Consider the following 22,146-nt stretch of genomic DNA (forward strand, 5'->3'; position numbering starts at 1 on the left):
ATAGAGGAAGCAAGTCCATCAGCGCGCGCGTTGTGCACGCGGGGGATGGCATGAGTCAAGGCAATCCATCAGCACAGAGCAGCTGAGCGGGAGGTCGTAGTGCAGCTGAAACCACCAGTCCGCCATCCAATGACCCGCCGTCAGGTCTGACTCGCTAATGCTGTTCAGCGACCTCTCAGCCGTCACTTGGCGGAAGGGCTCGCGGATGTGGCCGGCGAGTTGCTCATCCATGTACGCGAACTCTTCCTCGGTCAGCTCGATGACAACATGCTTGGTCGTTCCGTCGTCACGGCAGAGCCATGCAACGAACGGGGGCCGCCTGCTGGCACCGCCAACCCAATATTGAAGTGGCACCAGCTTCCTGAGATTCGGGCGAGACGGAAGGTTGGGAGTCAGCGCCTGAGTGAGCGTCTTGTCCCACTCCTTGCGACCCTTCGCATCTTTCGAGTGCCGTCGGGAAGAGCGAGACTTATTCGAAGCCTGAGCCCATGCTTCCACACGCAAGCGGCGGTCTTCGTCCACGTCGAAAGCCGCCGACGCTTGGGCAACTGTATTCGTCGTGACGCGGATGTGGGTGTGGTCGAAATCGGAGAAATCGAAGAGCGGGTACTGCACCGTGGTGTCAACAATCAACTGCGTCCACGGAGCGACTGGTGCGGCGTCGTTCGAAGGGATGTTGTTGGGGTCAGTGTTCTGCATCTGCGTTTTCCTTGAGCGTGAATGAGCCCCGCGAGCACAGAAAGGCGCTCACATGAAGGCGGACTGTGAGAAACGTTGCGCCAGGTCTCGCGGTCAGCCGCGACCGGACCGGCGGTTACGGTCTGTTACATACCGGCGTGCTAAAGCATTAACTGGCGGATACGGACGAGTTCTTTGTGGAATTTGAGCTCTTGCGGACCTGCGCCGCGCTCAGCTGCGTCCCGCATCTCCCAGTACTGAGCGGAGAGCTGCTCGCGCGCCACGATTCGCATATCCCAGTGAGCCCAGGCCTCGGCGGCCTGCGAGCGGTTAGACTGGTCAACGGTATTCATGCGAGTCTCCTAAATGTGTCGGTCGTGAGGTGATGGGTGCGTTGGTGGTCTTGACCACGTCGCATCCCAGCGGTCAGCGTTGGCACCGCTCGGATACACGGGCGGTCGGCCTACGGCGAGCGGCTTTGAAATAGCCGGGTTTGCCACTAAATTCGAGAAACGAGTCGACAGATGGAGCCGGCGGAGCATCAGCATTGCGCCGCGCAAGCTTCGGTTGTTTTCGGTGTCTGGTTGACTGAGCGTGTTGAGACCGCCGTGATTCAAACACCGCTCGGCGTATCGCTCGCTCGAGGAAGCGCTCTGGGCGTTGATGCGCCCAGTGGTCCTGCCAGGTCTTTCTGTAGCGGTCGAAGATTTGGTGCATCAGCTCCTCCTCAGTTGGTCGCAGTGGGTGCCGCCTATAGGCGTTGCCCGCGTTGAATGTTCCGTAGCCTGAACTCAGTGGACGTGTCGGGTGCGCCCCATGCGCTCCTTGAAGGCGGCCTTGGTCTCTTCGCAGTACGCCAGCGCGGCGCGGGTTTCAATCAAGTGGGGCAAAATCTCCGGGTTGGCGTAGATGCTGGCCATTCGATGTCCTGTCACCAGGAAGGTCTTGGTCCCACGACGCTTGCAGTTCGTCTTCTCGATATGCCGCTTTCGCCCCTTCACGTGGAGGCTGAGAGATTTGTCCAGCTTTTTGTAGTACTGAACGGGGTCTCGAAAATCAGGAACCGGATAACCTCTGGCCTTCAGTGACTCTTCGGTCAAGTACAGTGCGGCGCCGTGAGGTAGGAGCCTCATGAGCTGCATATGGTTTTTCTCCGGATGCAACTTATGCTCCGTCTCGTACTTCTGTGCGTAGTACTTGAACCAGCGTTCTCCGTTCCGGCTCATCCAGTTGATTCGCGCTTGACGTGCTTCGGCGCGCACCTCCGGCGGACGGAAGACGAGCGGTGTCCTCGGAACTTCGGGAATCGCGTCGGCGGCACGGCGCTCGACGTCCGCCCAGTCCGGGAACATGGCTCCGGCGAGGGCAACAAGTCCAAGCGGGCTACGGACCACCTTGGTTCCCTTGAAAAGCTTCGCGGCGCTATCGCTGCGCTCGACCACAATCCCTGTGCGTTCGATGAGAGGACGGAAGCGACTGTCGTTCACAACTTTGATGGCCGTCTCCGCACGAAAGAAGTTGCCGTCAACAATCCCTAGCTCCTGCGAACGTGCGCCAATCAGCCGCCCGATGCCTTCGTGATTCAGATGCGGCAGGTAGCTTGCGTCCAAGAGGCGCGTGACGATTTGGGACATCTCAATCTCCAGTGCTGCGAAATGGGCTGGCAATGCTTCTGCGCCAGGAATGGGCTTCAGTCCGCACCCACAATGGAAGCCGGCATGTCGCGTGTAGGCAGGAAACGCCTCAAAATCGAGGCATCGTTCACAGGGAACGTGGAGCGGCATCTTGTGCCGACCACAGAATCGGATGCCTGCCAGCAGGTGCTCTCGCCGGAAAAAAGGGAGACCATCGCCGGCCAGGTCCTCTTTGATACAGACTGGGCACCGGGCGAGTAAGGACTTCGCCCAGCCGGTGCGCGGGCCGCTCATTCCCAGAAGCGCCATCAGGCCCAGCTGAGTCGCATTCTCAAAGTGACCGACAACAGCTTCCATGCGCTCATTGGGTAGACACCGAGTGATTGCTGGCAGCCAGGTGCAGTTGCGTTTCACATAGTCGAGCGAGCCAACGAGTTCCGGAATCGACTCGAGCACGTGGCGCATGCCGCTCGGCCATTGCCAAAAGCGCGGCATGAGCGAGTGCGGGCTGTAGTAGAGCAGCCGCGCCAGATACGTGAAGATGTACTCGCCCGGCATGATGGTGCTTGCGAACAGCGGGAGGAGAAGCGACTCCGTTGATGTCATCGGTAAGGTCCTTTAGCGGCGATAGTCGTATTCAGCGACGGTTTCGGGGCGAAGCTTGGCGGCACGAGCCACAACGGCGAGCGCCGATGTGCTGCGGTGACCCAAATCAACGTGAGCACGGTCAACGCGGCGGGTGACGAACACCTGTTTGCGGCCGGGAAGCTGCGCCGAGGAGCCGAATCCCAGCTCGCGCGACGTGCGCTCGAAGACGTGCTCGGTCAAGCCGAGTCCCAGGCGAAGCTGGTAGCTCGAGGGCAGCGGCTCGCGGCCCTCGTCCGAGTAGCGGAAATCAACGGTGCTCGTGCGAATCGCATCCAAAAACGGAGCCGGCAGCTCAGCCGGCTTGCGACCACCCAAAGGCTTCGCCTTCTTGACTTGATGCCTCTCCAGCCATTCGCGGTCATGCCGGTAAAGCCACGTCCAAGCCCCGGGCAACGCCAGGCGCATCTCCTTGCGGGTGAGGTCCGGGGTTGCCGCCAGATGGGCTTGCCATTGACCGCGATAGCTCTGAATGAGCTCGACGTCAGTCGACGGCGAGTAGTCCGGTTCGAGCCGCAGCGGAAGCTGAGGCGAGAGGCTGTCGACCTCGCGGGCGAAGATGTGCATCAGGATGAGCAAGACCGCATGCACCGGGCGCCCTCGACTCGTAGAGCGAACGAACATTGCGGGGACGCTACGGGTCTGAGTGAGCCAGGTAAGCCGCGCATCTCCGAGCCCCCCGGAGTAGAAAGCGCTGAAGCTGCGGTCAAGAGCTGCGAGTCGAAAATGCCCTTCGGGCGTGACAAACCCTTTTGCGCGCAGCTCGCTCATGATTGATTCCCTGAGCGGCCTTTGCGGACTGCTTTGCAGGAAGGTGCTGACAGCGGACGCGTAGCGCATGGCATTGACGCGCGCCTGCGGATTGGAGTCGATAAGGCACGCCTCGAGCCGGCTCCAAGCGCCGTCTGAAATCAACTGGCACCCGTGCGACGCGCATAGCGCCACATAATCAAAGACGTGCTCGCGCAGCGCGGGACGAAATCCGAAGTCCGCGAACGCCTTGTCAGCACATTGCGGGCAACGCAGGTCGGAGCGGTTCCCGCAAGTGACGCCCGTCGGCAACCGCGGGCAATCCAGACGTCCGCGATTGCCGGAGGCGAGTTTGCTCACGACGCGCGCTGCCTTCTCAGGCGAGGCGTCTTGTGTGAGCAAGGAAATCGGCGAGTGCGCGAGCACCAAAGACACGCCGTCGCCAAAAGCGCCCGCGAAAAGGTCGGCGACGCTGAGGCCGCCGCAGGGCATGCTGTTCGAGCATAGCGGACCCTTTCTCATGGTCTTGTGATATGCGAGACGCGCAGGCCCATCGCCCGTCAGCTTGGCAAAGGTCTGGACCATACTGAGGATGGTTTGACCGGCGACAGGCGCGAAGACGGTCTCCGAAGTCATGCGTCGACCTCTTTCGGGTTCGTCCCACGGTTCGAAGAGCCAGCTGCCTCGTCCTCTCCCTCGCTTTCCGGGGGAGTAATGACATCCGCGAACTCGTCCTCGGCGATGGTCGCTTGGATGTTCCAAGCCAAGGGCAGAAAGTCTGCGTGGCGTCTCGCCGCAGAGGGACTGCAGCTGTTGCTTTCCAAAGCACGGAGCGCCCGCAAATACGGTGCGTCTGCGAGCAGTGCGACTTTCGATTGCTTTCTGAAGGCGGCTTCGGTCAGCGTCAGGCCTTTCTTGGTCGGAACGCGTGCTGCCATCACAGTGCAGACCGTCGTGCGCAGCTCGTCCAAGCCGCATGTCGCTTCCCACATGCGTTGTGAGAACCACCCAGGCATCTCCGCGCCATAAGGACGTGCGAGGTAACGCTCCCATGCGGTCAAACAGCATTGCCGCCAATATTCCGAATTCGCAGACTCTCGTTGGACCTCGTAAACGCCGAGTTGGGTCAGCCATTTGATATCCGCGTGGCGCTTCGTAAGCTCCGCAAATGCCCCGGTGCTGCATATGAACAGGATGGCAACACCTGTCGACTTTGCGAGCGTCGCCATCATCTTGATGAAATGCCTGGCGTTACCTGCTCGTGCGTCATCGGCGGTAATGCCTGTGACCAAGATGCAGGTGACACTTCCGGCAATCACCAGGGAACGTAGTGAACGACCATTTTTTGCGAAGGGCTGCGCGTTGGTGACCCCAAGCGTGTGAGCAGTATTGACGGTGTTGAACGCGGCGCTGAACTCTTGTAGCGCGGTCATCTCGAACTCTGATGGGTCGAGGTTGGCTGGGCAGGTCACATGCAGACATGTGAGCATGGGTACCACCCTGATGCTGCCCTCCGCGTTTTTCACGTAGAACTTTTTCCCTTCTGTATCGAACAGCTTCTTTACCGAGTTACAAAGTCCCTGCTCCTCCATACCCGTCTGCGAACAGATAAACATCGTGCGGGCGACCTGCGCCGGCAGCGATATTGTGGCCGGCGCTTTCGGACGGAACCCGTGCTCGTTTCGCTGCTCGTTCAGTATCTCAAGGCTCGCGTTCAGGTATTTATGAAAGGCGGGATTGGTGACGTCACGAGCTCGTGCGCTGTCGACCATCGCTTGGATGAATCGCATCACCGCCACAGCGTGCAGATGCTTCGGTTTGAAGTCGAGGCCGTCACTTGGCGCGTTTGGGTCAGTACCGTCGTGACGCAAGGCCATCTCGCTAGTCAGCTCGAAAATCGAATTGAATACAGGAATCAGGTCTAGCGCCGGATTAGACGTGCTCACGGTGACAAACGTCTCGGGGGCGCCTGCCTCCACGCGAGCGACAGCACCGAAGGATTGCTCAACCGTTCTTGTGCTCACGCGCGGCCCTCCTCGAAATCACCTCGCGGACTCAAGGCGTGGAGTGCCTCGAAAACGTTGGACCCATACCCTGGTGAAGCTCGCACCGCAGAAAGTGCCAGCGCGTCCGAGCAAGACGCCGGGAGTGTGTCCGGGGATGAGTTGAAGCGGGCTTGGTTCGTGAGGGAGCTCATGCCGCCTCCCACGCCTTGGTAATTGCTCGCGAACAATTAGGCAGATGACGCTCCAGCTCTGCGGAGCGTTCGCGCATCGTGCGCCGATGCTCCGCGCTCAATTCGGCGATGGTCACGCGACGAGTCGACTTTGCCTTGAGAGGTTGCGGGTCAGTCACCCAGCGACCAGGCCGATGCACCGATGCTTGATGGTCGAGTGTGCTCATACCGCCCTCCGAAGCGTCTGGGCGCGGTGGACAGCGGGCCGGCCGAAGGACGGGGTCGAGTCCGCGCGCCCGTGCGGGCTTTGCGGGCGAAATCGGCCGGGGGCGAGCGCTTCGCGACTCACGCGGGCAGGGAGCTGGGTGGGACCAGCACCTCCAATGCGGACGGAATGCACAAAGTTGGTGCGCTTGGCTGGGCCGAATTGGGCGGCACGAATGGCAGCCCGGATTTCTACGTCATTGATTACAATCACGTTTTTCTCCACAGGTTGGTTTTGCGAGCGCGTGTCTTCCCGCCGGCTGCTCAAAAGCAGACGCGCGCGTTGACAAGCCGGGCGACCTGTGTGAGTATTCGCGATGTTGAGGCGCGTTTCTCATACGGGAAGCACGGCTGGAAACGGGACGGCTCCAACCGTCCCGTTTTCCGTTTACGGGCTCGTAATCTACAGTCGGGGACGACCCCGGCTGTTCGCTACTGACTTCCGTTACATAGGTTCTCCAGTTGTTCTGATGCCGCATCTCTGCGGCCCTTGCTCAGTTCTCTACACCCCCACTCTCGATTTCGCGCCCCACTCACCAGATGTGCGGCGGCGCTCGAACGCGACGCAAATCACACCTCGCCGTGCTCGCTCCACCTATGCCTGCGAACAAGTCAACGATAGAGCCGAGGTGACTTGCATGAACCACTGCGACTTCGTTGCGACCGACGAACCGCTTGATGCCTCGGCCAGCGTCATGCTGCCACCGCACCCAGCGCGTCCATACAACCGACCTCAATTTAAAGCGGTTCCTGGCACACGTTTGATTTGGGTCATCAAAAAGGGTGAGTGCGCAGACTAACTGGCAATCAAAAACCTCGCAAGCACAGAGCGTCAACTCGCATCGATTTTGCCGCTCCTAAAGGCCATTAAACCAGGACTAACTGCTTATCTGAAAAGGAAAAAGAACGTTTTAGAAAAATTTTTATACCCGAGTGGCGCTAAAATTTAACACCACGAATTCGATTTCGATACATTTCGCTCGCTTTCAATCCATTTGGCATCCGAACTTCTGATACCCAGCTCTTAATTAGATTAAACCATAGGACTCCTTTGTGTTCATGCAACGCGAGTGGGAGCGGCCGCTGGATTTTGGCCCAGTCATGGCCTAGGCTTCCTAGTCGGCTCTATGCCGTTACGCGCTAGAGGATGCGGTGGCGGGTCTAGTCGTGAAAGGGCTTGGATGATACGGCGTACGCACCTGCAACCTCGCCTTCGAAGGTCTCAATCCTGATGCGCATCCGCTACGACATCACTCTCTCGTCCACACCTCCAACGATAAAAAGAATGTACCTGTGCCCGCTTTTCTTGCCGGCTGCATAAATAGTGAGGAGGCGATTCTGCTTCAGCGATTTCGTTATCGAGAGCGGCAAGCGAACGCATTCGACGCATTCGCTTTAGGGGAGCTGCCATAACTAGCTGTGAATGAGTAACCAGAAAATAGAAGAAAAATTTAAGCTTTAGGTTCGGAAGTTGGTGCAGAATCACGCTTTAGAGATATCTCTTTCGCGCAAACAAATGACGACCGCTCACTATTGAGCGATGTGCTTTGATATGGATTTGTGTATCGATGAGAGGCGGCGTTCTGGAAAGCGGCCTTAAATTTAAAGCGAGCTAAAAGTCTCTGTTCCCATCTTAGAACATCCGGCGAGCCGGTCAAGGACAACTCAACCGTGGTCGACAAATGGCACCAAGCTGCAGGGCAGATAGTGAAAGACGTCCTGTCCCACAAGAGGTTGAATCAAGAGGTCTTCGCGAAGCATCTTCACGAGGTCGCAGGGGGAAAGGAAGGTATGGATGGGAAGGACTCCTTTCGCAACGTCCTTCGACGAGGGACGGTCACGCTCACCATGTTCCTTCATGCTTTGAACCAAACCGGGACCAAGCTGCCACCAAATTGGCAAAAGACGCGGTCGCGTTCCGCAGACAGGTTGTCGCCGATATATGCCGTTGTGAACGGGATGGCAACTCGTGACTCTCTGGACGAAAGCCTTTTATCCGACCCGGATGCGGCGCACCTGCTGAACCAGATTGAGGCCTTGCCTGCTTCAGATAAGTTCGAAAGAGGACTAGAGCTGATACGTCGCAGCGAGTACTGCTACCGAACGAACGCATCAGACATTGCGTTCTACGAGATGAGCCGCACCAACGACGACTTTGCGGAGCTTACGAAGAAGATTGAGAAGTCAACGGGGCGCCGAATCAGCTCGAGGACCTTGAGACGAGCGTTCGAATCAGGCGACTTTCAGCTCGCTATGTTCCTCGAATGCCTGTATGCGCTGCGTTCCGAAAGTCTGGAACGCTACATCGACATGAAAGACCTTGAAGCAGCCGCAACTGAAAGCCTAACCCAACGACGGCGTTCACAACAAACATCAGACGAGTAAAAATCTTGGGTTTCGCGCGATAACGTCCTATGCTGAAACCGAGCGAAACAGCTCGCTTTCAGCAACCTCAATTTTCGTTCGATGCGGCCCTGTCGCACCTCACCGTCAGCATGCTCTGCTTGGCGTCAAGCACTCCTAAAAGTCACAATATTTCGTCCCTCAATGGTTGAAGGAGGCGGCCGTGACCGCGTCATTCGGGTTTCCGTTTTGCTCTGAAGGCCGGCTGGAGTGGGCCACATTTGGTTTGAGCGAGTGGCGCCTCATAAAGTGCGGCGATGCGCGTCTGCGAGTCGTCGGTACTAATGTCGCGACTGGCGAGCAGCGCGTGACCGCGGCTCTTGAATATATTGACCTCGCCTGCCGCGCTGTCCACACCCGTGACGAGCGAGCGTTATTGCTCGCCCCATATTCGCCCAGTTCGGACCGTCTTGATATGTCCTCGGTCGGTGGAATCGACAGGCGATGGCGGGAATGGGCTGTCCAGCATGACCTGCTGCCGTACTTGGACGTTACGCCCGTTCTTCTTGAGGACGTCGACCAGGTCTGCGTGTACGGTCAGTCCTCTGTGATGCCAGACAAGTCGAATCCGATGGACGACATGCGCTTCTTCTTGACGACCGTTGTCGAGGCCGAGGCCCCCATCCATTGGGACCTGGTCAGAACCGCCGCGTTGCAACTTCTGTACAGCCTGCATCCATCTAAGGGCACTGTCATCCGGCCCGTGTCGCGGACGCTATCAACTGACGCGCTTTCGCCATGATTTCGACCGAGTGAACATCGGAACACCCCTCGTACAGCGCACATGCATCGAAGTGCCGGACATTACTGGCATTGGCTTTTGCAGCTTCAACATCTTCGTCGCACGGAGGTTCACGTGAGTAAGCGAAATAGACACCGCTCGGGTCTGAATGCGGCGGACTCGTTCATAAGGGACGCTGCACTCACCAACGTGTCAGAGGGTACGCAACTTCGCTGCACCTTCAACGCGAGCTACCTTAGCTTGGTCGAGGTTGCACTTGAGATTAAGGCGATTGCTAAAGAGCCAAGGATACCAGACGTACAGCGCCTCACGAGCGCGTTTGATGCCATCAACGCATCGAAAGACGACCAGCTCATGACGCTACGGATTCAGCAATGGCTCGACGCGTTTGACCCTGCTGCTCCTATGCCCTGTTCGCGTCCTGACGCTATCGAACTCGCGAAGCGCACGGTCCTCGGTGCACGGCATTTCCTGAAACTGCAGAAACCACAAACCGACGCAGGACTTATACGAGACCGAGGTTAACGCACCCTCTTGCAACATCGGAACGCGCCAACCGCGCTCGTCATGTTCGATTGCCTACCGGAGGTTGCCTACCATGCATCCGAAGCCACACGACTTCCCGCGTTACAGCTTCGTCGACCGTAGTCTTCCGAGGACCGAATCGATGTCGTCCAGCGCACCTTCTCGAGAAATCTACTTAGTCCCATCAAGCGAGGACCAAGCGGAGCGATGGGAGCTTTGCGAGGACCTTGCGCGCCAGCTTTGTCAGGTTTCGATTCGAGATGCATATCGTAGCTCGCACGATGAAGCGCTTAGTCGAATCCGGACATCGTTGCGTCGCCGCTCCTGGGTCACCGGCGCCGAGCTGGACTGGGTCATGAGCCGGATGCGATGCCTCCTTGGCTGGTGAGAGGGCCTCGAGATGAACGACAGCGACGCTGACTTTCTCGTCCAGGCTCGAAGCCTTATCGCCGACTTCTACCGTTGCGATGCCGGACGACAGGACTTGTCAATACGTGCCCGACTGCGGGCGGCGTTCGATTCCATATACCTGCTGCTCATCGTCATTGCCGCCAGGAGCGGGTACCGGTCAGCTGTCGACGTCGACGTGATTCTGATTAGCGACGTGCTTCACGTGCTTCGAGCGACGGCCCAAGATGTCGACGCGCTGATTAGCCTCGCACAGTGGCTAACGCAGGATGAGTCGCATGAATTGCCCCCTCTCTCGATAGCCGACGCGCTCGCCGTTGTTGACCGTCTCCGATTGTTCGCCGCATACCATCTGAGGAGCGCCTGATGCCTGCTGTCCCTTCAGATTTCCCGCGCACCGCCGGCGGTGTTGTGTCCGGTTCCCGGCTCAAGCTGTGCCTAATTCGTTGCTCGGATGGGTTGTACCGCGAGAGCTCATCTGACGAGATTTGCGAAGAGCGCCACGAGTTTTGCGAAGACCTCGCGCAACAGCTCTGTGATGTGGCTCTCAAGGACGCTGCACACCATTCACACGAGGAAGTCCTCGAGCGTGTGAGGGTCGCGGTTCAAGAGAAGGCGTGGACTATACCGTCTGAGACCGCCTGGCTAATTCGGCGACTGCAGACTCTCTTGGGGTGGTGACGGAGTCGTCATGAGGCTGCAGATTGCAAGCGACCTGCATTTTGAGCGACTGGCGCCTGAAGCGCAGAGTGCCGCCATGCTGCTGCCGACCGCATGCGCCGACATTCTCATCCTTGCGGGCGATGTCTCCCGGTCAACGGACGCAGTGAGACGCTTCGCGAGTTGGCCGAGGCCAGTCCTACTGGTTCACGGCAATCACGAAGCGCGCAGCGGGCACCTCATCGACCTGAGCCGCTCAATGACGATGCAAGCTGTTGGAACCAGCGTCATTTATCTAGAGCAGACGACCTACGAATGTGGCGGCGTTCGTTTCCTGGGCTGCTGCCTATGGAGCAGCTTCGATTTGTATGGTGCACCTGCTGCTGCCATGAAGGCGGCCGAGGCACATATGCCGGAGTACGGCTTGTACAGGGTCGGACGCCGGGGCGCATTCTCGCCAAAGTACTCGCACTTGATACACCGCAAATCAAGGTCATGGCTGGAGACAGAGATAGCGAAGCCCTTCGCGGGACGTACGGTAGTGGTAACGCATCATGCACCGCATCCGCGCTCGATTGCCCCGCAGTACGCCGGGGGCCCGCTGAATCCGGCATTCGCCAGCGACTTGTCGGAGCTGATGACGAGCGTCGACCTGTGGGTCCACGGGCATCTTCACACGTCATCGGACTATCTCGTCGGCCGCTGTCGAGTCGTGTGCAATCCGCGAGGCTATCCGTTGCCGAGACGGGACGGAGGTCTCGAGTTTGAGAACAGAGAGTTCAATCCGCAGCTCGTAGTCTCAATCTGAACGCCGACCGTAGGAGGAATGATGAGCACAAGCGAATACAGACGTGAAGCGCTTTTCCATCAGGTAACCCGCGAGGCCATAGAGCTCGGCTCTCTGGTGTCCATCCGGGAGATGGGCGAGCGCCTGAACGTTCCATGCGCAATCGTCTACCGCATGTTGGACGAGGGCGACCTCTTCGCGTTTGAGGACGACGACGACCAATTCATCCCCACCCTGCTCGCGCCGGAACCTTCGCTTCGGCCTCGGCTATGGTCAATCTGCAAAATTCTTTACCCCGCTCCGGCAAGCAGCCGATTGGCGTTCCTGATTGGAAACTCGGACGCCTGCCGTAGCGATGCGATGGTCGATTTGCTGGCCACCGATGCCGGTTACGAGTACGTACGGCGCTGCGCGACCCAGTGGGCTGCCGAATGGTCGCGCAGCGAAGTATCAATTTTCAACGGCGCATGCCAGCACTTTCCTCGTACCGAGCCCTTGTATCAAGCGGTCGTAGAGGTGGACCCGCGCGTGCCGGCGTGGACAAGAGCGCTGATGGCCATGAGCGACGGCGAGGAACGTGGCCGGGAGGAGCAGCCTGCGGCGAAGATGACCTTGTTCCTGTGCACGATTGCGCCACCGAACGTGCGCACAATTGAGCACCGTCTCAACCTGACAATCGCCGACCAAGGCGCGTCGCTCGCCGTTCAGGTGGACGACGACAAGTCCTACTTCCTACCGCTTCCAACCGCTTTTGACATCAGGCGTGCTGCCTCGGTTGCATGGCACGTGACCTACCATATGGAGCGCGGTGGTCGCGATGCCGGCCTCAGCCATGAGGATGCGGCGCAAATCCTCTCAGTCGAAACGAATTCCGTACTCGAACTTGTACGAGCCCACTCGCTCGCTCAGGTAGCTTCCTGGCACTGCGGCAATGGCGCAATCACGTTGACGTCACTTCGCGACTACCAAGTGGCGGCATATGCGAGAACTCGAAACGAAGCGGCCCGGCTCAGTCACATGATTTAACTCCTTGGTCCTCCTCGCCGCGCTGGCTGTAGATGACGAGCGGGGCCTTGCGCGCCGAGCGCTTTTTTAACCTCCGTGAGGCTGCCATGCTCAGAGTAACGATACTGCGGTGCCCGGATGAGAGCTTGACGTTTGATGTCCTCGGCTATGCCGACATCCGTGTGCGTGCCTATAACCACAGCTGCAGGTCTTACGTCATCAACGTATTTGACGAGGCTGGCGAGCTGGCGGCGACCGCACAACTGGATGACGCTCCCTGCCGGTCGGAAGTGTGGGAACTCGTTGCACGAGGGCTCCTCAGCGCAACAGTGGGTATCGAGATGATTCCCTGTCGAGCTGCGTGAACTAGCAGCCTTGCACGAGCATGTTGCATCTATTTACCATCGGCCCAAACTTTGACGCACCTATTCCGAGTCACATGGGTGGGAACGTCGTCTACGCGGATTTCGATGGGATGGTCCACCCAGCCTACGTGTTTTGGATTCGCGGCGTCGGTCCCTGTCTGATGAACACGCCTGGTCATTTGCTATTCGAAAACTGCTCACTTCTCGAGCGAGAGTTTGAGCCCTATTCCGACCTTCGCGTCGTTCTGTCGACGTCGTGGGCTGTGCATTACCGAGGAAGCGTTCGGCGGTTGGCAGCCCGATTGGGACCAGCACTCGGCCGCCGAGTGGTTGGTGCGACTTTTCATTCTCGAATGGACGCCGCCGAATTTCAAAGCACACCACGGGGTCTTCAAGTGTGGTCAGACGTGTGTCGGCGAAGGCCAAAAAGCTGGTTTGCATTAGACGACGACGGCGATGGATGGCCGTCGTGGTGTAGGAGTCGACTTGTGCTAACCGACCCGGTGCTCGGAATCTCGGACGCTCGCGCGCGTGCAGAGCTTCGATTCCGCCTGCAAGAGATGTACAGCTCACCCTGAATTCCGCAATCGACACGATGACGGAGGTTCCGATGCTTTTGATAACAGTGGAACTGCTGCCGCTAGGCAGCGGATGTGGCCGAAAGACGCTCGGCGAGATGCGAATTATCAATGTGGGCGGCAACGCCGCGTACGGAAACTACCTCATCGAGGTGAATGACCTAGACGCTCCGAGGTGGACTGGTCAGCTCACGGACTACCCCAGACACGCGGGAAGTGTCTGGGACCTGGTTGCGAGAGGAATTGTAGTGGCGATGGCTGGTCGAGAGGAGCTGCCCCCGCGCCCCGTTCACGCCTGGCGGCAAGAAGGCTCTGAGGACTAAGGCGATGCTGAACCTCGTTTCGAACACTGGTGCTTCGATATGAAAGTCCGCCAACTCGTGCGTCGACTCGAGCGCATGCCGGAGGATGCGAATGTCCTCATGTCATCAAACAGAAGCGGCAACGCGAGTGCAGCTGAGGAACTTAAGTACGTCCGGCTATCCCGTTCGAAGCGGTTCGTGTATCTGCTCGCAGACAAGCAGAACGGGCATCGTTTGCTGTCAGATACAACGCGCGCGCCGGTCGGGGCCAGCCGACTGTCGATGGATGCTGTCAGGGCTCAAGCGCTCAAGACGCGCCGAACGATGCTCGAAACCAGCGAGTTGCTTGGCGAAGATGCGTTTCGCAAAGCATTGGCTGTCAGCAAGAAACGCTTTGCCACCATGGTCGACAACGGGAGCATCTTCGGGCTAGAACTAGACGGCGAGACGGTCTATCCGTCGATACTGTGTGGCAAAAGCTTGCCCCTGAAGCGATTGTGGAGGGTGGCGAGAATTTCGGTTCCGGCCCCGCCCGCACTGCGTCTGGATTTCTTGACATCAAGTTCAGGGGCGCTCGGGAGCCGAGCACCTATCGACATGCTCGACGATGACCGGGATTACCGTGAGCTTCGAAAATACGCAAAAGCGTGGGCAACCGAGTTCAGTCGGACCGTCGTCAAGGTCGTCGATGTCAAGGCACCGAAGGGCTCAGGGAGTCGAGACCCTCTGTATGTATGCGCAACCGAGGTGGACCCGCGGCGCCCACTATGGAAGCGCGCGCTGCAAGCCGTGCGCCTGCCAGGCTATCAACTTCCGCACGTTGCGCCGCGTTGTCCGCCAGTGGTCTGGCTTATTGTCGAGCGGCACGCGGCAGGGCAGGATTCCGTCGAAATTGAAGCCAGAGTCGTCTGCGAGTTCCACGCGACCGAGCTGAGTGCGTCCGTCGCGATACAGGGCGAACTTCCACTTGCTATCAAGCTTTCCCCGCCTGGTAAGCGGCCTACTGTCGCCGAAGTGGCCGTGGCTGTGTTCGCCTCGCTCGCGAAGTCATGACGGTCCGGCCGACAGCGAGCACGCGCGTGTTCTCCTTATCGGATACTGCCAACCCTGATGTGGATGCGCGTTGTCCGTCGTGCGCGACGCCGGATAGTCCGCACGAAGCACCTGCTGCTGGCAAGCGCGTTTGAGACGCGAGCAAGCGTGTCACCCGGTAAGCTGCGTAGGCGTGTGCGAGACGGAACTGTAGTGAAGATTCGTGTCGGCCGGCAGGTTTTTTACCCCGTTCTTTTCCTCCGCCAAGACCGGCTGGCAGCAAGGTGTGCGCGAATTACCCGCGCGATGAACCCTCGAGAAGACCCGTGGACAACAATCTTCGAGCTTGTCTACGCGTTCTGGAGTCTCGGCAACAAAACGCTGCCGCAAGTCATGCGGCGCAACGCCGGATATCGAGCCGTGCATCAGTACGCACGCGCAGTCGGCGCGTGACCGCTGTTCCGAAGTGGAGGCATCTAATGAATACCCAAACAAGCGAGTTCGAGGTCATCGCGCACATTGGTGGCGAATGGGAGCCTTGCGGTCAGCTATCGATGACTGAGCAGGCCACGGTACTCACTGGGTCCGCCTTCAAATATGCGCGCCGCTATCTTGAACGCGAAGATGCGTTCGATGTCGACCCCGTCGCCCTATCACTCAGATACGCCACCAGCATCGCCGGAAAGGTGCTCCACCCACCCAATTTCCTGCCGCAGTTCGGCAGCATCCGAGATGCCATGCCGGACGCTTGGGGGCGCCGAGTCATCGAGAACAAACTTAACGCGCCCCTCAACGGGCTCTCAGAGTCTGAATATCTTCTGCATTCGGGCCACGACCGCGCCGGCGCTTTGGATTTCAGACCTGCTATCGCCTCGCTCGGGCTGACCGAGCCTGCTGACCTGGGCAGTCTGCCGGGGTTGGCCGAAGCAGCCGCACTAATAGAACGCGGGCAGTGCGTCCCGAGCGACCTTTGGAGCATTTTCGATTGCGGTGCGAGCCTTGGCGGGGCTAGGCCGAAAGCGGCCATCCGCGACAGGGATGGGGTGGAATGGGTTGCGAAATTCCCGAGCATCAGTGACCGGCTTAACGTGCCCGCTATCGAATGGGCAACGCAGCGGCTCGCTACGCGGGCCGGACTCAGCGCCGCTCTGGTCATGCTTCTCGAAATCGGCGACCGACACGGGCCGCTACAGCATGTACTTGACCGGCGCCACGTGATGCTCAGCCGCCGCTTCGACCGACGATGGATGTATTCCCCGGAGTTCTCCGAAGCCAAGACCCAGGCAGGATGGGAGGTTTATCGCCTCCCCTATGCGAGCGCGCTGACGCTCGTGGGGTGCGACGAGATGAGCTCGCGGCATTGTAGCTACGGTGACATCGTTAGAGCGATGTATGCGTTCTGCAGCGCAAAGGTGACGACGTCAGACGCAGCGGAGTTATTTAAACGAGCAGTCTTCGACGTACTTGTGAGCAACGACGACGCACATCTGCGCAACACGGGATTTTTCTGGGATGCCTCGGTAGCTGGCTGGCGGCTGAGCCCGGCCTTCGACCTGATGCCAAGACCCAGTCTCGCCACCGACCGCTACCTTCACCTCGCACTAGGTACCAGCGGGCGTCACGCCACTCTCGACAATGCGGTCAGCGCGTGCAGTGACTTCGGGCTCTCGCAGGCTCGAGCTTGCGAATTGGTCTCCGAGCTCTGGGAAGTGCTCCGAGGATGGCGGCAGTGCTTCGAGAGGTTCCGGCTGTCGCCTAAGGACATCGCCGCGGTCGCCCCGGCTTTTCGGCACATTGACGACGTAGCAAGTCGCGAGCTACGTCGTAAGTTGCCTTGACCTGTTGACTACGGAAAGTCCCGTGCGACGTCCGTTAATCGATTGATGTGCCGGGCTCAGTTTCGTTGAGGTTGAATAGTCTGCTAGCGAAAAAGACTTTTCGCAAATGGCGAGCTCAAAGCGGAAACCGCCGCCTTGCTGTCCTTTACATTGCTCCCAAACAGTTTGAGAGCCACATATGGAGATTTATCACCATCAGACTCGAGGCTCTCATCGATTTTGCGAAACGCTAGCCCGCGACTCTTCGCATTGGTGACGTACCGTCCGGGCGGAAACCACCGTCCGAAGTCACCTTCCTCTCTCTGCGCTCTGATGTGTTGGCATGCCAACGAAGCCACGATTTCAACCGAATCAAAATTGATATCAAACTCTGATTGAGAGCTGAATTCTCGGCCAAGTTCCGTCCAAAGAGTCCGATGCATCCAAAAACTGACGGGCACTTTATGTCGTTCAAAGCCTTCAAGGAGCCTTTCCCCTTCGTCTGCGACGAAGAGCGAGGGCGGCAAGGCCTCCGGCACCGGCGTGTCATAGCCTCTGAGCCTTACCTCGCCATCAAATAGCGGACCCATTGCAAGCAAATTGTTGCTCAAGAATGCACCGAGCAATGCCGCATATGTGAGTAGCGTGGTTGGATAATGTTGATAGCACGTCCAGGTGACGTAGCCATCCTGCTTCCGAACTGCCTCAATACGCTCGCGTGCGCGACGCAGTGCGTGAGCAGAATCACGAGTTCCCCAGCGGCCTATGACCATTGCCACCCCCGTCAGGGTCGAGCAGAGCGAGTCGTAAGTACGGACACGAGCCGTCACCGATTTGACGTCAGGCATCGAATTGGTATCCGAGAATGGACCGTCACGAAGTTTGGCCGCTAGGTCCCTCGACAATCCGTCGATAAGGTCAGAGAACCGAATACGATGTTGCGCGTCGCTCAGGAAGCGCTTCGCCGACGCGACGGCAATGTCCTTAGACAGCGGATGCGGTTTGTTGAATTCCTCGATGGACTCGATTTTGGAATGTAGGTCATCGAAGAAGCTGTCCGCATCGTTGATGGAAAGGACTCGACCAGAACGACGAGCAATCAGGTCGTGCGCGGTTTGGCCCGGCGTGCCTCGCGAAGCCCAATACATCGAGTATCGGCGTGACGGTGCTCGCTCGATACTGGCCCTCAAACCTGTGTCCCAATCGGCCGACCAACCGCACGTCACCAGGCCAAACTCGTCGAACACGCGGTCCAGAAATCGGTTCATCTCATGCGTGTATGCTTCGAGCTCGGTTGGCGTATTCCTGATGCGTACATCGAGATAATCACCGTGCACCTTAACCACACAGCACCCAAGGTGCGCGAATGGCGGGAGCCCAGCCAGTTGGTCCGGTCCGCTCACTACGATGGGCGAGATTCCTTCGTCTTCCAGCGCACGCTCTGTCAGGCGGTCAAAGTTCGTTGTGACAATAACTCTCACGTATCCTGCCCGCACGAGTTTCGCGATGGCCCGATGAGCCTTCGTCGGCATCTTCGCACCGTCTTCTCGCTCCTGCGCGGTCGGCTCGAAGTAGTTTCGCAGGAGCGCTTGGCGCTCATCGGGCGTTCTTGCAACCGCGTCGAGTAGCTCGCCGTAGTCGGGCTGACGACCGAATCTGTCGACGTACCACGCAGCCGGGTCTGGCTCGCAATCCGCGTTTTCCAGAAGCGCGACCTTCCTAACCAGTTCAAGAACGATTTCCCAACCGGTTGGAATCCGCGACGAGCGGGATACTCCAGAACCGAGTAGAAGCGCGTATACGCCTTTGTTGGACTGCATTGAGAACGCGAGCGAGATAATTGGGTCGAGCAAAGCTGGTCTCCTAGGCGAGGAACGAAGCTAAAAGTCTACAGGGCGGACAGCGTCAGCGACGCGGGTCGAAGCGCTGTTCGACGCTCGCCGAATCCGTATTCTGCGAACACGCGATGCGACGGCCCCATCCAAGTGGTCACAACACCTTGAGTTCGTTTTTGCCCGGTAAACCTATATAGTCGATGCCGACATAAACCTGCATCCAGCAGGTATCGGCGGAGAGACCGACGTGCATATCGCATCCATCTACATCAAGAACTTTCGAGGCATCATCGAGCTGACCTGGACGCCGCAACCTGGCGTCAACTGCCTCATCGGCCCGGGCGATAGTGGGAAGACGACGATTCTTGACGCAGTCGAGTTGTTGTTCACAGAACGGCATAACGTCGCTTTCGACGACCTCGATTTTTTCGACGCGTCACCGGCCAACCATATCTGCATCGCAGCCGTCGTCGTGAACCTCCCCGACGAGCTTCTACGTGACAACAAGTACGGGCTCATGCTCGGTGGATGGAAAGCCGAGACTGAGGAGTGGCGGCCCGAGCCGGCCGAGGCCGAAGGATTTTGTCCTGCGCTGACGCTCACGCTGGAAGTTGATGAGACACTCGAGCCCGTTTGGTCTATCCCCAATCATCATGACAAGACCGACAAGTCCAGACGAGTCCAGTTCGCCGACCGGAAGCAGATGGCTCCGGCGCGTCTCGGCGTGTACGCCGACCGACACCTGTCGTGGGGGCGCGGTTCAGCGCTGTCGCGGGTCGGAGAACACCCCGAGCGCCTGCCGGCGGTTCTGAACGAGTTGCTGCGCGACGCGCGCGACGCGTTTGCTCAACGCAGCGCTCAGACCTTCAAGAACACCATCGAGTCAGTTGCACCGAATATCTCCCGCCTCGGTGTCGATGTGCGGACTCAGCTTGCCGCAAACCTCGACCACACGAGCTTCTCGACGAACGCGAGTGGTGTTGCTCTTCACGATGGAAACGTGCCCCTTCGATGCATGGGCACAGGTTCGTCGCGCCTTGCAGTCGCGGCGCTCCAGAGCGCGGACTCGGCAGGCCGACACCTGTTCCTCGTCGACGAGCTCGAATTCGGGCTCGAACCTCATCGCATCTCGTTGCTTATCAGCCATCTTCGGAAGCGTGTGGCGGCAAGCGGTCAGGTTTTCTTGACCACCCATTCGACTACGACTCTGCGAGAGGTTCGATTCAGCGAGGTGTACCTGTGCCGCCGCGACGCCGGTAATGGAAGCGTCACGGTGAGGGCAGTCGGCAGCAGCACGACGCCAGTCCTTGCTTCGAAGCAGTACGTCCGTGATAAAGGCGAGGCACTACTTGCTCGTTCCGTTCTCGTGTGTGAGGGGCAGACCGAAATCGCACTGCTGAAGGGATACGCGGAAGGCACCGATAGGCAGTTTCAGGCAAAGAATGTCGCGCTTGTCGACGGTGGCGGCTCATCCGCTGCAGATGTCGCTGTGCATCTTCGTCGCCTCGGATACCGCACGGGATTGCTCACAGACAGTGACGCCCCGCCGAGTGCCGCGCAGCAGGCTGCCCTCAGTGCGGCCGGCGTTAGCCACTTCGAATGGGGTGATAACCGCTGCACTGAACAGGAGATGTTCCTCGGGACTCCCATCGAGACTCGCCGGTTGTTGCTCCGGCTCGCCGCCCGCGAAATTGGCGAAGAGCGCATCATCGGCGAGATTTCCACGATGGCGAAAACGAAGTTCGAGTCGCTAGAGGAAATTGATGAGCATCTCGATGACGGAGACAAGCTTCGCCAACTCGGCACGCTCGCGCACTCGAAGAAATGGGTGAAGCGCGACTATGACCTGTGTTTCGAGATTGGCAAAACGTTGCTCGCGCCTTGGTCCCTTGTCGGTGGCGGCACGACCGATGACCACCTTGTCCGTATTTTCACCTGGTTAGAAGCGGATGCTTGAAGCTGCAGTGGGGCAGATGATGGCATCGCAAAGTGGTGCCATCGAGGCACCGGCCGGTACCGGAAAGACCGAGCAGATTGCGTTGGTCGCACGGCATGTGCCGGGGCGATGGCTCATATTGACTCACACCGTGGCCGGCGTCGATGCCATTCGAAAGCGACTGCGCCGCCTCGGGGTGCCCGCCGACAAATGGCATGTAGACACCTTATCAGCATGGGCTCACCGATACGCAATGGCGTATCCGGTAGGCTCGGGACTGCCGCGGGAGTGGACCGCCGCTGACCGTGACTGGAGCGCGGTCATCCAGGCCGCTGCCCATCTTGTCGAGAATGGCGCCATCGCGAGCATTTTGCGTGCGTCATACGCCGGCGTCCTCGTCGACGAGTACCAAGACTGCACGCGCGACCACCATCGCCTCGTCTGCGCCTTAGCCTTGACGCTGCGGTGCTATGTGTTCGGCGACCCGTTGCAAGCAATCTTTGGTTTTCGTCCAGGCGAACTGGCGGACTGGGATGAGGACACGCTCGCCCGGTTTCCGCTGGCGGGGCGTCTTGCCACCCCTTATCGCTGGATTGCCGCGGGCAATCCAGATTTGGGCGCTTGGCTCATCAGAAGTCGAGACGAATTCCGGGCCGGAAGGTTCGATTTAACTGGCGCGCCTGAATGTCTGACGTGGAGGCAAACACGGCGGTCACCTGCGCACGAGCTTGCCCCTCATTGCGCGGTACGCATGGAGGACGGTCACACGCTGAGCGCAATTCATTCAAGCGTGAGCGATACGCAGCGGGCAGACCTCGCCAAATCCATGGGCGCCACGACGGTCGAGCCAGTCGGTGGTCGAACCGAGCGAGAGTTTTATGCTGCGCTACGAAATCTCGAAGGTGGCAATCGCATGCAGGCTGTTCTGACACTCGCCGGCACGGTGTATTCGGGAGCTGACGTCGCAGCCAAGAGTCGACGAGCAGAAAGTCTGCTAAACAATCCCGAGCGAGTGAGAGTCCCCGCGACTCCAGCCGAAGTAGCGCTTTGCTCCATCGCGCGAGCGAATTCGCTCAGCAGCGTGCTCGACTTCCTGACTTGCATCGAACGCGAGGCCGGCGTCACCGTGGTCCGTCCCGAGCTTTCCTACTGCGTTGGCGCGGCCCTCAGGCACTGCATTGAGCGCCCTGAAGTTCATCTGGACGACGCGGCTTTTCAAATTGCGAACGCCCGACGAGAGCGGGGTCGAATTATTCGAAATCGTTCGGTCGGTAGCACTTTGCTCGTGAAAGGCCTCGAGTTTGACCACGTCGTCGTCACGCCCGAGGCTTGCACTTCGCGTCAGCACTGGTATGTCGCCCTGACTCGGGCTACGCGTTCAATCAAAGTCCTGTCACCGAATTCGCGCTTCACTATCTAGCTTTCGTAAGAAGCTCCTTTCTTCTAGGTTTTAGACAGAGCCTCTTTATCCGGGACTAAGCTCTTTTTATCTTAATAGCCAACAAGATTAAATGTTCTTGCGGACGAGCGCGCGAGAGATGCCTTCCAACCTCTCTCGCGGCTCACCGAATGCCGACGTTAGTTTGAACCTGCTGCAGAAGCCG

18 protein-coding genes are annotated in these 22,146 nt (G+C 58.8%); 11 read left to right on the plus strand and 7 right to left on the minus strand.

Features of this window, described 5'->3' with window-relative positions:
- Positions 1-18: 18 nt before the first annotated feature.
- The 6 genes from NCR39_RS12855 to NCR39_RS12880 all read right to left on the minus strand — a co-directional run bounded on the left by NCR39_RS12855 (position 19) and on the right by NCR39_RS12880 (position 6,110).
- Positions 19-699, minus strand: a complete 681-nt coding sequence (locus tag NCR39_RS12855) for a hypothetical protein (protein WP_250452505.1) — start codon at positions 697-699, stop codon at positions 19-21.
- Positions 700-839: 140 nt separating this feature from the next.
- Positions 840-1,031: a hypothetical protein gene (locus NCR39_RS12860; protein ID WP_250452506.1), complete on the minus strand. Its 192-nt coding sequence runs from the start codon at positions 1,029-1,031 to the stop codon at positions 840-842.
- 438 nt (positions 1,032-1,469) lie between these two features.
- Positions 1,470-2,918 (minus strand): TniQ family protein, encoded by a 1,449-nt coding sequence (locus NCR39_RS12865; protein ID WP_250452507.1) that lies wholly within the window; start codon positions 2,916-2,918, stop codon positions 1,470-1,472.
- 12 nt (positions 2,919-2,930) lie between these two features.
- The gene (locus NCR39_RS12870; RefSeq protein ID WP_250452508.1) at positions 2,931-4,343 is read right to left on the minus strand and encodes a hypothetical protein; all 1,413 of its coding nucleotides are present in this window, start codon (positions 4,341-4,343) and stop codon (positions 2,931-2,933) included.
- On the minus strand, positions 4,340-5,731 hold the full coding sequence (locus NCR39_RS12875) for a hypothetical protein (protein WP_250452509.1): 1,392 nt from the start codon (positions 5,729-5,731) through the stop codon (positions 4,340-4,342). The genes NCR39_RS12870 and NCR39_RS12875 overlap by 4 nt, the downstream gene beginning before the upstream one ends.
- Before the next feature lie 169 nt (positions 5,732-5,900).
- Complete coding sequence (locus NCR39_RS12880; RefSeq protein WP_250452510.1) at positions 5,901-6,110, minus strand: hypothetical protein; 210 nt, start codon at positions 6,108-6,110, stop codon at positions 5,901-5,903.
- Positions 6,111-7,818: 1,708 nt separating this feature from the next.
- Here NCR39_RS12880 and NCR39_RS29775 point away from each other — a divergent pair.
- The 9 genes from NCR39_RS29775 to NCR39_RS12920 all read left to right on the plus strand — a co-directional run bounded on the left by NCR39_RS29775 (position 7,819) and on the right by NCR39_RS12920 (position 16,792).
- Positions 7,819-8,532, plus strand: coding sequence for a DUF6471 domain-containing protein (locus NCR39_RS29775; protein ID WP_250452511.1), 714 nt, complete (start codon positions 7,819-7,821; stop codon positions 8,530-8,532).
- A 181-nt stretch (positions 8,533-8,713) separates the two neighbouring features.
- Entirely contained in the window at positions 8,714-9,292 is a 579-nt protein-coding gene (locus NCR39_RS12890) for a hypothetical protein (protein WP_250452512.1), read from the plus strand.
- A 925-nt stretch (positions 9,293-10,217) separates the two neighbouring features.
- Positions 10,218-10,592 (plus strand): hypothetical protein, encoded by a 375-nt coding sequence (locus NCR39_RS12895; protein ID WP_250452513.1) that lies wholly within the window; start codon positions 10,218-10,220, stop codon positions 10,590-10,592.
- Positions 10,593-10,916: 324 nt separating this feature from the next.
- Positions 10,917-11,693 (plus strand): metallophosphoesterase, encoded by a 777-nt coding sequence (locus tag NCR39_RS12900; protein ID WP_250452514.1) that lies wholly within the window; start codon positions 10,917-10,919, stop codon positions 11,691-11,693.
- 21 nt (positions 11,694-11,714) lie between these two features.
- A complete protein-coding gene (locus NCR39_RS12905; protein ID WP_250452515.1) occupies positions 11,715-12,698 on the plus strand; it encodes a hypothetical protein in 984 nt (327 codons plus the stop codon).
- A 418-nt stretch (positions 12,699-13,116) separates the two neighbouring features.
- Complete coding sequence (locus NCR39_RS29780; RefSeq protein ID WP_350029676.1) at positions 13,117-13,620, plus strand: HAD domain-containing protein; 504 nt, start codon at positions 13,117-13,119, stop codon at positions 13,618-13,620.
- 362 nt (positions 13,621-13,982) lie between these two features.
- A complete protein-coding gene (locus tag NCR39_RS12910; protein ID WP_250452516.1) occupies positions 13,983-14,975 on the plus strand; it encodes a hypothetical protein in 993 nt (330 codons plus the stop codon).
- A gap of 192 nt (positions 14,976-15,167) precedes the next feature.
- Positions 15,168-15,407 (plus strand): hypothetical protein, encoded by a 240-nt coding sequence (locus NCR39_RS12915; RefSeq protein WP_250452517.1) that lies wholly within the window; start codon positions 15,168-15,170, stop codon positions 15,405-15,407.
- A 26-nt stretch (positions 15,408-15,433) separates the two neighbouring features.
- Positions 15,434-16,792, plus strand: a complete 1,359-nt coding sequence (locus NCR39_RS12920) for a type II toxin-antitoxin system HipA family toxin (RefSeq protein ID WP_250452518.1) — start codon at positions 15,434-15,436, stop codon at positions 16,790-16,792.
- Positions 16,793-16,875: 83 nt separating this feature from the next.
- On the opposite strand, the gene NCR39_RS12925 is transcribed toward NCR39_RS12920, so the two are convergent.
- Positions 16,876-18,624 (minus strand): SIR2 family protein, encoded by a 1,749-nt coding sequence (locus tag NCR39_RS12925; protein WP_250452519.1) that lies wholly within the window; start codon positions 18,622-18,624, stop codon positions 16,876-16,878.
- Positions 18,625-18,853: 229 nt separating this feature from the next.
- Between NCR39_RS12925 and NCR39_RS12930 the strand changes: the two genes are divergently transcribed.
- Both NCR39_RS12930 and NCR39_RS12935 read left to right on the plus strand, forming a co-directional pair.
- Positions 18,854-20,563, plus strand: coding sequence for an ATP-dependent nuclease (locus NCR39_RS12930; RefSeq protein ID WP_250452520.1), 1,710 nt, complete (start codon positions 18,854-18,856; stop codon positions 20,561-20,563).
- A 16-nt stretch (positions 20,564-20,579) separates the two neighbouring features.
- Positions 20,580-21,962: a UvrD-helicase domain-containing protein gene (locus NCR39_RS12935; RefSeq protein ID WP_250452521.1), complete on the plus strand. Its 1,383-nt coding sequence runs from the start codon at positions 20,580-20,582 to the stop codon at positions 21,960-21,962.
- Positions 21,963-22,146 lie beyond the last annotated feature (184 nt).

The sequence above is a fragment of the Caballeronia sp. ATUFL_M2_KS44 genome (assembly GCF_023630965.1).
Taxonomy (GTDB): Bacteria; Pseudomonadota; Gammaproteobacteria; order Burkholderiales; family Burkholderiaceae; genus Caballeronia; species Caballeronia concitans.

Coding starts and splice junctions, on each gene's coding strand:
- NCR39_RS12855 (WP_250452505.1), bottom strand. CDS start 699: ATGCAGAACACTGACCCCAACAACATCCCTTCGAACGACGCCGCACCA.
- NCR39_RS12860 (WP_250452506.1), bottom strand. CDS start 1,031: ATGAATACCGTTGACCAGTCTAACCGCTCGCAGGCCGCCGAGGCCTGG.
- NCR39_RS12865 (WP_250452507.1), bottom strand. CDS start 2,918: ATGACATCAACGGAGTCGCTTCTCCTCCCGCTGTTCGCAAGCACCATC.
- NCR39_RS12870 (WP_250452508.1), bottom strand. CDS start 4,343: ATGACTTCGGAGACCGTCTTCGCGCCTGTCGCCGGTCAAACCATCCTC.
- NCR39_RS12880 (WP_250452510.1), bottom strand. CDS start 6,110: ATGAGCACACTCGACCATCAAGCATCGGTGCATCGGCCTGGTCGCTGG.
- NCR39_RS12895 (WP_250452513.1), top strand. CDS start 10,218: ATGAACGACAGCGACGCTGACTTTCTCGTCCAGGCTCGAAGCCTTATC.
- NCR39_RS12900 (WP_250452514.1), top strand. CDS start 10,917: ATGAGGCTGCAGATTGCAAGCGACCTGCATTTTGAGCGACTGGCGCCT.
- NCR39_RS12905 (WP_250452515.1), top strand. CDS start 11,715: ATGAGCACAAGCGAATACAGACGTGAAGCGCTTTTCCATCAGGTAACC.
- NCR39_RS29780 (WP_350029676.1), top strand. CDS start 13,117: ATGGGTGGGAACGTCGTCTACGCGGATTTCGATGGGATGGTCCACCCA.
- NCR39_RS12910 (WP_250452516.1), top strand. CDS start 13,983: ATGAAAGTCCGCCAACTCGTGCGTCGACTCGAGCGCATGCCGGAGGAT.
- NCR39_RS12920 (WP_250452518.1), top strand. CDS start 15,434: ATGAATACCCAAACAAGCGAGTTCGAGGTCATCGCGCACATTGGTGGC.
- NCR39_RS12935 (WP_250452521.1), top strand. CDS start 20,580: ATGATGGCATCGCAAAGTGGTGCCATCGAGGCACCGGCCGGTACCGGA.